Raw genomic sequence first — 10,423 nt, 5'->3', positions numbered from 1 at the left:
AGCGACACACCGTCAGCGGCCTCGATCAGGTGATCCGTTGTCGTACTCATCAGGTGACTCCTACGGGGAGGTACACACCTAATTCATGACACTCCTCCAGGCAATGGCATGAGTGGAATGAGCGCATGGCTGCAGTAGTCGAGTTGCTGGAAGGCATCCGGAGTCTCGCCCCGCTGACCGGCGAGGGCGTGGCGGCGGAGTTCGAGGCTCAGGGCTGGGAGGCCGGCGGACGGCCGAAGAACGGCTTCGAAACGTCGTGGGACAAGGGTGACGTCAAAGCCTGGATCCACCCGTACAGGGGCGGTATCCGGGTCGAGTTCACCGTCTGGATGCGGGACGCGGACGAGGACACGGGTTACTTCGAGGGCTTGGAGGCGGTTTACCGGGAGGGCGAGCAGGCCTTGGCCGACTTTCTCCCGGAGATCGAGTCGTCCGCACTCGCCGCCCACCTGACCGAGGCCGAGGGCACGACCGAGGACCCTGGCCGTGGCGGCCCGTCCGACCGCTGCGAGCCGCGGCGGGTTCGCCGTGCCGGCCCGTCCGACCGCTGCGAGCCGCGGCGGGTTCGCCGTGCCGGCCCGGCATCAGGCTTCGCACGCTGGAGGACCTGTTCGCCTACGCTTACGCCGACGCCGGCCGCGCCCGCCCCGCCTCAGCGCCCCGCGGCCGGGATAGCGAGTTCGAACCAGGTCGTCTTGCCGCGTCCGGCAGGCGAGCTGCCCCACAGGGACGCCACGGCCTCCACGATCAGCAGGCCGCGCCCCGACTCGGACTCCTGGTTGCTGCCCTCGTCCATGGTCAGGACCGCGGCCGGCACGGGCGGGTGCGGATCGCTGTCCCGCACCTCCACGCGGATCCGGTCGGGATACTCACGAAGCCGTACGTCCACCTCGCTGTGGGCGTGGATCAGGGCGTTGGTCACCACCTCGGAGGCGAGCAGCTCCAGGTCGTCCTGGATGCCCTCGATACGCCAGCCGCGCATCACGTCGCCCAGGAAGTGCCGAAGCTGCCGCACCTGCTGCAGGTCGTGGCGCTGGATCGACATGCGCGCCACCCGGCCCGGCGTCCCCTCTGGTGCGCCCTCATAGCGCGTGAGCAACAGCGCGATGTCGTCGTCGCGGTGCGCCCGCGGGTCGCGGCCGCCCACCAGTCGGTCGGCCAGGACCTCCAGGTCCTCCCCGCGGCCCTCGGCCAGGCGGTCGAGTAGCCAGTCGGTACCGCCGTCGGTACCCAGCCGGCGGGCGTTCAGCAGGCCGTCGGTGAACAGGGCAGCGATGGCGCCCGGCGGCAGCACGCTGTACGACTGGCCGTAGGCCATCCCGGCGTCCACGCCGAGCGGCGGCCCGACGGTCAGCCGGGGGTCGATCATCCGGCCCTCCACGTCGGTGATGGCCGGCGGCTGGTGGCCGGCGCTGGCGATGCAGGCCACCCCGGTGTCGAGCTCGAGCCACATGCAGCAGCAGGTGGCGAAGAGGTCGGTGTCGAATCCGACCAGCAGCCGGTTGCTGCGGGTCAGCACGCTGGCCGGGTCGTGGCCCTCGGTCGCGTAGGCGCGCACGCCGCTGCGCAGCTGGCCCATGACGCTGACCGCTTCCAGGTTGTGCCCCTCGACGTCCCCGATGACCAGGCCGATACCCCCGCCGGGCAGCCGGATCACGTCGTACCAGTCGCCGCCCACATCGGCGCCCGCGGTCGCCGGAAGGTAGCGGGCGGTGGTGACGATCTCCGCCAAGTGCGGCAGGCTGCGCGGCAGCAGGCCCTGCTGCGTGCTGCGGGTGAGCGCGTACTGCAGGTCGTAGGAACGGGCCCGTGCCAGTGACTGGCCGACCTGCCCGAGCATGATCATCAGTACCGCCATTTCCTCGTACCGCAGAGTGCGCGGCTGGTCGGAGGCGAGCACACAGCAGCCCACCGCCCGGCCGTCGGCGATCAGCGGCAAGAAGGCCCTGGCCCGGCCACCGTCGTACCTGTCGAGATCGGGGTAGGCAGCGTGCAGGTCCTCGACCGTCTCGAAGCACATGGGTTTGATATTCACCGTGGCGTCCGTCTCCGGAGTGCTGCGCGTCAGCAGCGCCCCCTCGACACTGCGCAGGTCCTCCTTCGAGAAGCCGGCCGAGCCCACGACAGTCAGCCGGCCTCCCTCGGCCAGGCACAGCATCACGGCGTTCCCACCGAGGGGGCGCACCACCTGGTCCAGCGTGGCGGCCACCACGTCCCGGGTGCGCCCGGCGGCGGTGAGTTGGGTGGAGAGCCGCTGCAACTGGTACAGAAAGGTGCTGCTCCCGCTCAGGGCGTCGCCCGACCCCCTCCGGGCGCTGTCCAGGGGCGTCCCCGCGGACTCCGTGGTCCCCGGCCGGAGCGGGGCCGTGCCGTGCGCACCGGAGATGAACACCGGTATCGCAGGCGCCAGCATCGAGGTACCTCGCTCCGCCCATTTCTCCAGCTCGACGGCGAGTTCGTCCGCGGCGGCGGACAGGTATTCCAGCCCCTCTGCAGGGATGTCGCGCGCCGGCGCCCAACGCAGGGTCACCGCGCCCAGCCGGTGCCGCTCCGTCCGGAGCGGTACGGCCGCCACCCGCATGGGGAACGGCACGTACAGGATGGTCGCCGGATCGTCCTGGTTCAGTGTGCGGATGTCCTCGGGATCCATCACGACCAGCTCGCCGGTGTGGTAGGCGACAGCGGTCGTGTAGAGCGGGTCGTCCGCGGCCATCCCGGGCGTGATCGTGAAGCTCAGCGGTGTGTCCATGGTCATCGCGGCGCCCAGGGCGTCACCGCCGGCCGTCAGCAGGTACACCGTCGCCGTACTGGGCAGCAGGCGGTTCTGGACCCGGCGCAGGGCAGCTGCCATCGCCGCGTTGCGGGGGGAATCCGCAGGCTCTGGTTCGAAGTCCATAACGGTCTCTTGATAGTGCGGGCACTGCAAAGGACGGCGGAAAGGGGCCGAAGGACATTGGGCGGTACATCCTTATTATGGACCTTGTGACGTCACGGCACTCATGTCGGCGATGAGCCGCTTTGCGCCGTACGCCTCAGGGAGGCTGCCGCCGCGGCGGCAGCCTGCTGCGGGCCCGGACGCCGCGCCATGTGCCCTCGGCCAGTCCTCGGCCGTGCGTCACCGTGGCGTCGCCGTCGTCGATCCGGTGCAGCAGCATCCGCCGTACGGTGGCGCCGGCGGAGTCGGGCAGTGAACGTACCCAGGCGAGGAGTACGGAGGCGGGGGGCAGGCCGGCGTGCGTGATGCCGATGGCGTGGGCGCCCGTAAGGGTTTCCGCCAGGGCTGCCCCCAGTGCTCGGACTGTGCGCTCGGGCAGCGGGCCGCCGTGTACGGCGAGCGCCACCGGTAGCGGGAGTACGGGAAGGTACGGAGAGGCGTACCAGGGGGTTTCGGACGGGGGCGGCAAGTTCGGCAACGGGCAGTACCCACGGGCCGAGGAGCCGGCGGGCCGCGTCGGACTCGACGAGGAAACGACCCGGATCGGCGCCGTCCAGCGGCGCGCTGACGAGCACCGTACGGTCACCGTCCGCGCTGCGCGCGATGAACCGGCGTACGGGGACCGGCGGTTGGCCGGGGCCGCTAGGGTCGAGACGGGTGATGAGGTGGTACGGGCCTATCCGTCGCGTTCCGTCCGGGCGCGGGCGTTCAGTGTGTGCTCGTTGGCCGGGGCGTCACCGGTTCCATTGACCAGCACCACCTGAGTGAGCGCCTGCGGAGGGCGGCACCGCATCCGGGGCCGCCCCAAGAGCGGAATCCGTCGACAGGGGCGAGAGTGGCATTGGCGGACCCTCGCGGATCGGAGGCTTCCATGAGCGGCCGGGACACGCGGAGCCTGCACTGTCTGGTGACAGGCGCGACGGGGTATATCGGCGGTCGGCTGGTGCCCGAATTGCTGGACGCCGGGTACCGCGTACGGTGCATGGCCCGGTCTCCGGACAAGCTGCGCGACCACCCCTGGGCAGGACGCGCCGAGGTGGTACGCGGGGATGTGACCGACCCGGATTCGCTCGGCGACGCCCTGCGCGGTATCGATGTTGCCTATTACCTTGTGCACGCCCTGCGGGCCGGAGACGATTTCGAGGAGACCGACCGGAAGGCCGCGCGGGTGTTTGCCGAGCGGGCCCGCGCCGCGGGCGTACGGCGCATCGTCTACCTGGGCGGGCTGACCCCGGCCGATGTGCCGGAACACGAACTGTCACCACATCTGCGGTCCCGCGCCGAGGTCGGCGAGATCTTCCTCGGCTCGGCTGTGCCGGCGACCGTGCTTCGCGCAGCGGTCATCATCGGCTCCGGTTCGGCGTCCTTCGAGATGCTGCGTTACCTCACCGAGCGGCTGCCGGTCATGGTTACCCCGAGCTGGGTCGGCACCCGTATCCAGCCGATCGCCGTCCGGGACGTGCTGCGGTATCTGGTGGGCAGTGCACGGATGCCCGACGAGGTGAACCGCGCGTTCGACATCGGTGGGCCCGACGTCGTGACATACGAGCAGATGATGCGTCGGTACGCGGTGGTTTCCCGCCTGCCCCGCCGCTTCATCCTGCGCGTACCGATGCTGACACCCCGTCTCTCCGGCCTGTGGATCGGCCTGATCACTCCCGTTCCCGCCTCCCTCGCACGGCCGCTGGCCGAGTCGCTTCGCCACGAGGTCGTCTGCCGCGAGCACGAGATCGCCCAGTACGTACCCGATCCGCCCGGTGCACCGATCGGCTTCGACCAGGCACTCACCCTGGCCCTTCAGCGCGTACGCGACGCATCGGTCACCACCCGCTGGTCCTCCGCCTCGCTGCCCGGCGCTCCGAGCGATCCCCTGCCCTCGGACCCGGACTGGGCCGGGGGCAGCCTCTACACCGACCGACGCAAGCTCGCTGTCGACGCGTCACCGAAGGCGCTGTGGCAGGTCATCGAAGGGATCGGCGGTGACAACGGCTGGTATTCCTTCCCGCTCGCCTGGGCGGTACGAGGCTGGCTCGACCGGCTGGTCGGAGGCGCCGGACTCCGCCGTGGCCGCCGGGACGCAGCACGGCTGCGGGTGGGGGACTCGCTGGACTTCTGGCGCGTGGAGGAGATCGAACCGGGCCGGCTGCTGCGGTTGCGTGCCGAGATGCGCCTGCCGGGGCTCGCCTGGCTGGAGATGTACTCCGACCGGGACGAGCAAGGCCGGGCCTGCTACCGGCAGCGGGCGCTGTTCCACCCGCGCGGTCTGCTCGGGCATGTCTACTGGTGGAGCGTGTCGCCGTTCCATGCGGTTGTGTTCGGCGGCATGGCCCGCAACATCGCGCGGGCCGCACTCCAAGCGGACGCCGCCCATGACGGCCACGACGCGAACTCGGGCTGAGGCCGTGAAACCGGGATGAGGCCGTGAATCCGGGCTGACGCCGTGAATCCGATCCCAGCACTCTCCGGGAAGCCCGCCTGGGCGGCTTTTGCCCTGGCTGACGGACCGCGGCCTGAGGGGCGCATTGCTGGGCGCTGTTGCCCACCCCCGTAGGGCAGCAGCGCCCAGCGGCTGCGGATCCGCAGGCCGCGAGGAACGGCCGCCAGGAACGGCCGCGAGGTTCATGCGCCAGGTTGTCGATCCTGCACTTGAGCTGAGAGCATGTCAACTATTGTTGATTGCCTGACGGGCGAGCGGTGGTGATTCTGCGTCAACTGGTCCTTTTGGGCCGGTTTACTCGCAACGATCGTTTGAATCGGTACGGTGGGTGGATCCACGCTGAGGGCCGCAGAGTTCTATGATCCGGCACATGGCCCCCGATTCTCCACGCTCAGAAGCGTCGGCTCTTCGACCTGGCGAAGGTGAGGAGCCGGCGGACTCTCTGGACTTCGCGGCTCTTTTCCGGCGCGTGATCTCGGTGATCTATCCGAAGGATCTGGGCCGCCCCTGGCGCGACTCGGAGATCGCTGAAGGGACCGGTCTGAGCGGTACCTATATCGGCAACCTCCGCAAAGGCACTCAGAAGCCCAGTCTGGAGAACGCGGTGAAGATCGCCAAGTTCTTCGGCATTCCGCTGGATTACTTCAGCGACTCCGCCACCGCCCAGGCCGTCGACCGGGATCTGCGGAAGATCGAAGCACTACGGGACGCCCGGGTGGAACGCATCGCGATGCGGGCGGCCGGCCTGCCCCCTGAGATGCAGGACGCTGCCCTCACTGTTGTGGAACAACTGCGCAAGGCGGTCGGGCTGCCCGACGGCAGCTCCGAGGCGTGACCGACTACCAGCAAACGCCGTTGGGGCACTGGCGGTCGGCTGATGGGGAGAACGTGCGAGATCTTGGACGTACCCGCCGCCGGATGCGGGCCATGGTCAGACAGCTGGAGCTTCCGCCGATGAGCACGGCGGAGGAGTTGTGCGCGGCGGTCGCCGACCGGGCCGGACGTCCCGTCCGGCTGGTTCCGCGGCGGATGCAGGTGGGCGAGCCGTCAGGATTCGTCGAACGCCGCCCGGACACCGACGTGATCTATTTCGAGCAGGAGACCTCGGGCCTGCACCAGGCCCACATCATCTGCCACGAGCTCGCCCACCTCCTGTGCGGGCACTTGGCCGAGCCCCCGGCCGTGCGAGAGGGGACGGCACAGGTGGACTTGCCCACCATCGACGCCGACATGATCCGACTGGTCCTCGGCCGCTCCCACTACCATGACGCGGCGGAAGAGGAAGCGGAGATCCTGGGGGCCGAGCTGACGCGCATCCTCATGCTGGCGCCCGGCGCCGGGACCACGCCCCAACTGTCGCCCGCGCTGGAGCACCGCAAAGGCCAGCATGTCTGACATACCTGACACACCGTTCGACATCGTCTACCTCGGCATCGGCACGGTGGCCTGGGCCGTGGCCGGTCTGAAGATCCGGGCGTGGCGCCGGGACCCGTCCCTCGGCCTGCTCGTCGTCGCCCTGACGATCGCGGCGCCCGCGACTGCGTTCGTGGTGGCCGCGCCGCTGGTGTACCGGCTGATCGACCGGATCGCGAACCTCGGCAACCTGGCGACTTTGGTGGTCTACCTGGGCATCACGGGTTTCTCCGCCGCCGCCGTGGTGCTGGCACGGATGTGGACCGCGCCGAGCGAGCGCGCCGACTCGCAGGTGTGGGACGCGGCCGGCGCGTACACCTGGCGCGAGGTGCGGCGGCGCCTCGCGGTGTTCGCCGTCCTGGTCCCGGTGATGATCGTCCTGTTCTTCACCGGGGGGACCGACAGCCCGGAGACACCCCTCACGTTCGACACCACCTTCGCGACGATTCCGCAGATCGCGATATTCCTGGTCATCTACCAGGCGCTGTTCGGCTTTGCGCTGATCGACATCAGCCGGGTGTGCCTCGGGCACGCCTCCCGGCTGCCGCCCGGGTGGCTACGCCGGGGCATCCGGATGATCGCCCTCGGTGGATTCGTCGCCTGCGGCTACGTCGTGTGCAAGGTCATTGCGATCGGTGCGGCCTTCACCGGGGATACCCCCGGCGAGGCCAGGGAGAGGGTCATCGGGACGGAATGGCTCAGCACTGCCCTCGGCCCTGGGTTCGCTGCGATCGGAGCCGTGCTCATCACCGCCGGGTTCGCCGGACCCGCCGCCGCCGCATGGACGCGTCGGCGCCGCGACTACCAAGCCCTGCGCCCGCTGTGGGACTTGGTGTACCGGGCAGACCGGCGCCTGGCCCTGGAAGCGCCCCCCTCGGCCTGGACCGAGCGGCTGGCGTTCCGGGACCTGGAGTGGCGCACCGCCCGGCGTGGACTGGAGATCCGGGACGGCCAGCTGACGCTGCGCCCGTGGGTCGATCCCGCGGTTGTCACCGGTGCTACCCAGGTCGCCGAGCGGGCCGGCCTGGACGACGAGGACCGGGCGGCACTGATCGTGGCCGCCGCGCTGCGATTCGCCGTCGAGGCGCTGAACACAGGGATCCCGCCGCACCCGCGCGAGGACCAGACTCCGCTGCCCGGCCTGGACGCGGAACCGGCCCAGGAGCGGGCACACCTGGTGCGCGTCGCCCGCAGCTTGTACGGGCCCCTGACCGGCGAGGCGCTGGCCCTCGCCACCGCGACCGGATGACCGCCGGGACGCTCCCCCAGCCCCCGGGGGGCTGGGAGGTGCCCCCAGCCGCGCACCGCGCCTACGCACGGCTCGTCCTGGAGACGATGCCGGAGGAGTCCCGGGTCGGACTCACCCTGGGCTTCGTCCGGACCTTCGGCATTCCGGACATCGCCCGAGTGCTGTACGGCACCGGCCGGATGACCACCGAGCCGCGCATCCGAGCCAAGGCGACCGGGGCGGCCATGTTCTCCCTGATCGGAGTAGGGCTGGACAGCGCCGACGGGCAAAGGATCGTCGACGGGCTGCGCCGCGTCCACGATCGGCCCGGCATCACGCCTGAGCTGATGCGGTATGTCCTGGCCTGTTTCACCGTGTGCCCGCTGCGGTTTATCGACGACCACGGATACCGGACGGTCACGGGTGAGGAACGGGACGCGGCGTACACCTTCCATCTGGGCCTGTCGGACGCCCTCGGTCTGCCCAGTCCCCCGGACGGTCATCTGGCCGACGAGGAAGGCTGGATGCGCGACTACGAAAGCCGCTGCTTCGCCCCCAGCGCGGCGGGTCGCGCGCTCTGGGAGGCTGCCAGCAGGGGTCTGCTGGCAGCCCGGCTGCCCGCTCCCCTGGCCGCGCTCGCTCCGGCGGTGGCCGCGTCGCTGCTGGACCAGCCACTGCGCACGGCCCTGGAAGTACGCCGCCCGCCCGCGCCGGTTCGCGCTCTGGTGACTTGCGCGCTACGGGCTCGGGCACGCTCCCGGCGTGGTGCTTCCTGAGCACAGCCGCGCGCTGTTCCGGCCCGACCCGGACCGCGGCCCTGGCCGGGGGCACCGCGTCCGGGGGGCGACGCCGGGCGTCTGAACGCCCTGATTGACCGCTGTCGGCTGCGCTGAAGGGCACGGTTGGGGCAGGAGGTTGAGCGTGCGGTGTCCTGGTCGGCCAGGACGTCCGGCCCGGCCGACCGCCGCTGTGGAGTTACGGGGACAGGCCGAACAGCTGGGTCCAGTAGGTGCCGGCCTGCCCGCCGCCGGCGAAGCCGATTCCGATGTGTGTGAAGTCCGGCTTGAGGATGTTGGCCCGGTGTCCGGGGCTGTTCATCCAGCCCCGGACCACCTCGGCCGGGGAGCGCTGGCCGCAGGCGATGTTCTCGCCGATGCCACGGTGCGTGCATCCCGCGATGGCAGCGCGGTCCCACGGCTCGGAGCCGTCGGGTGAGGTGTGGGAGTAGAAGCCGCGCGCGACCATGTCCGAGCTGTGGGCCTGGGCGGCCGCGGTCAGGCGCGGATCACCGGTCAGCGGCGGCAGACCCGCCGCGGCGCGCTCCGCGTTGGTGAGTGTGACGACCTCGGTCGCGGTCCGCGTCAGGCCGTCCGCGGTGAACGGCAGGGCCCACAGCGCCGTCCAGTAGAAGTCCCCGGAGCGGGCATCGACGGCGTCGGCGATTCCCACCTCGGTGAATGCGGTGTCGTGCAGCGGACGCCGGGTCCTCTCCGCGGTCAGGCAGTACTCCACGAACTCCGCCGGTGTGCGGGGGCCGGATACCAGGTGTTCCGCGATGCGCAGATAGGCGTATCCGCCGCTGGTGACCCGTTGGAAGACGGAGGTTCCGTCCGGGCCCTCGGAGGCGAGTCGGCCCTGATTCGCCATGCTCGTGGCATGAGCCTGCGCTGCTGCGGTGAGCCGCGCTTCCCGGGCCACTGGAGGAGCGCCGGCCTTGGCGCGCTCGGAGTTGACGAGCCCGGTGAAGCCGTCCGTGCTGCCTGTGCCTGCCGAGACGGTCCGCGAGGGGGCGGGCGCGGCGTCGTCGTCCGTGACCTCGATGCCGAAGTCGCGGGCGACTCCGGCCAGCCCGTCCGCGTACCCCTGGCCGAGGGCACGCAGCTTCCACACGGTGCCGCGCCGGTAGATCTCCGCGAGCAGCAGAACCGTCTCGTGCGTCGTACGGGCGGGAGTGAACCGTGCGAGTACACCCCCGCCGTTCCCGCTGACGGACAAGGTGGGGACGGGCAGGCGGCTCAGTGGCGCGCCGGGATCGGCGGGGCTGACGACCACGGTGATACGGCTCGCTCCCGCCCGCAGTCGTTGCCGGTCCACGTTGATCGTGTCGGCGTGCAGGCGGGTGCCGGGGGCGGACGGCTGGTTGTAGAAGACGAAGTCGTCGTCCCCCGCGACCTTCCCGTCATCGCCGGTGATGAGAACCGAGAGATCGAAGGGCCCCGGCACCCGGAGCGACAGCGCGCCGTCCGGCAGTGGCAGGTTGCCTCCAGGAACCAAGTCGCTCATCGGCGCCGCCCGTCTGGAAAGAGAGACTCACCCGCCACCTTCCTGGGTGGCGTTGTCCGGAGAACGACGCGCGGGGGTGCGGCGGTTCCCGGAGGCACATACTCCCGTGGTCGTATGCGCCAGGGGC

General features: G+C 70.6%; 8 protein-coding genes. 5 read left to right on the top strand and 3 right to left on the bottom strand.

Features of this window, described 5'->3' with window-relative positions:
- Positions 1-652: 652 nt before the first annotated feature.
- Positions 653-2,896 (bottom strand): ATP-binding SpoIIE family protein phosphatase, encoded by a 2,244-nt coding sequence (locus ACWDO5_RS24835; RefSeq protein WP_450532557.1) that lies wholly within the window; start codon positions 2,894-2,896, stop codon positions 653-655.
- Positions 2,897-3,032: 136 nt separating this feature from the next.
- A complete protein-coding gene (locus tag ACWDO5_RS24830) occupies positions 3,033-3,341 on the bottom strand; it encodes a hypothetical protein (RefSeq protein WP_450532556.1) in 309 nt (102 codons plus the stop codon).
- Between the two features lie 465 nt (positions 3,342-3,806).
- Here ACWDO5_RS24830 and ACWDO5_RS24825 point away from each other — a divergent pair, with 465 nt between their 5' ends.
- From ACWDO5_RS24825 to ACWDO5_RS24805, 5 genes are all read left to right on the top strand, one after another.
- On the top strand, positions 3,807-5,333 hold the full coding sequence (locus ACWDO5_RS24825; RefSeq protein ID WP_450532555.1) for an SDR family oxidoreductase: 1,527 nt from the start codon (positions 3,807-3,809) through the stop codon (positions 5,331-5,333).
- A 508-nt stretch (positions 5,334-5,841) separates the two neighbouring features.
- Positions 5,842-6,207: a helix-turn-helix domain-containing protein gene (locus ACWDO5_RS24820; RefSeq protein ID WP_450532554.1), complete on the top strand. Its 366-nt coding sequence runs from the start codon at positions 5,842-5,844 to the stop codon at positions 6,205-6,207.
- Positions 6,208-6,326: 119 nt separating this feature from the next.
- Positions 6,327-6,767 (top strand): hypothetical protein, encoded by a 441-nt coding sequence (locus ACWDO5_RS24815; RefSeq protein WP_450532553.1) that lies wholly within the window; start codon positions 6,327-6,329, stop codon positions 6,765-6,767.
- Positions 6,760-8,034 (top strand): MAB_1171c family putative transporter, encoded by a 1,275-nt coding sequence (locus ACWDO5_RS24810; protein WP_450532552.1) that lies wholly within the window; start codon positions 6,760-6,762, stop codon positions 8,032-8,034. Before ACWDO5_RS24815 ends, ACWDO5_RS24810 begins: the two co-directional genes overlap by 8 nt.
- Positions 8,031-8,789, top strand: a complete 759-nt coding sequence (locus ACWDO5_RS24805) for an oxygenase MpaB family protein (RefSeq protein WP_450532551.1) — start codon at positions 8,031-8,033, stop codon at positions 8,787-8,789. The genes ACWDO5_RS24810 and ACWDO5_RS24805 overlap by 4 nt, the downstream gene beginning before the upstream one ends.
- Before the next feature lie 199 nt (positions 8,790-8,988).
- On the opposite strand, the gene ACWDO5_RS24800 is transcribed toward ACWDO5_RS24805, so the two are convergent.
- A complete protein-coding gene (locus tag ACWDO5_RS24800; protein WP_450532550.1) occupies positions 8,989-10,296 on the bottom strand; it encodes a CAP domain-containing protein in 1,308 nt (435 codons plus the stop codon).
- Positions 10,297-10,423 lie beyond the last annotated feature (127 nt).

The organism is Streptomyces sp. NPDC000880 (assembly GCF_053599675.1).
This window is presented reverse-complemented; position numbering and strand designations above follow the sequence as displayed.

Excerpts from the sequence above, each read along its gene's own strand:
- ACWDO5_RS24835 (WP_450532557.1), bottom strand. The coding sequence starts at position 2,896 with ATGGACTTCGAACCAGAGCCTGCGGATTCCCCCCGCAACGCGGCGATG.
- ACWDO5_RS24825 (WP_450532555.1), top strand. The coding sequence starts at position 3,807 with ATGAGCGGCCGGGACACGCGGAGCCTGCACTGTCTGGTGACAGGCGCG.
- ACWDO5_RS24815 (WP_450532553.1), top strand. The coding sequence starts at position 6,327 with ATGAGCACGGCGGAGGAGTTGTGCGCGGCGGTCGCCGACCGGGCCGGA.
- ACWDO5_RS24810 (WP_450532552.1), top strand. The coding sequence starts at position 6,760 with ATGTCTGACATACCTGACACACCGTTCGACATCGTCTACCTCGGCATC.
- ACWDO5_RS24805 (WP_450532551.1), top strand. The coding sequence starts at position 8,031 with ATGACCGCCGGGACGCTCCCCCAGCCCCCGGGGGGCTGGGAGGTGCCC.
- ACWDO5_RS24800 (WP_450532550.1), bottom strand. The coding sequence starts at position 10,296 with ATGAGCGACTTGGTTCCTGGAGGCAACCTGCCACTGCCGGACGGCGCG.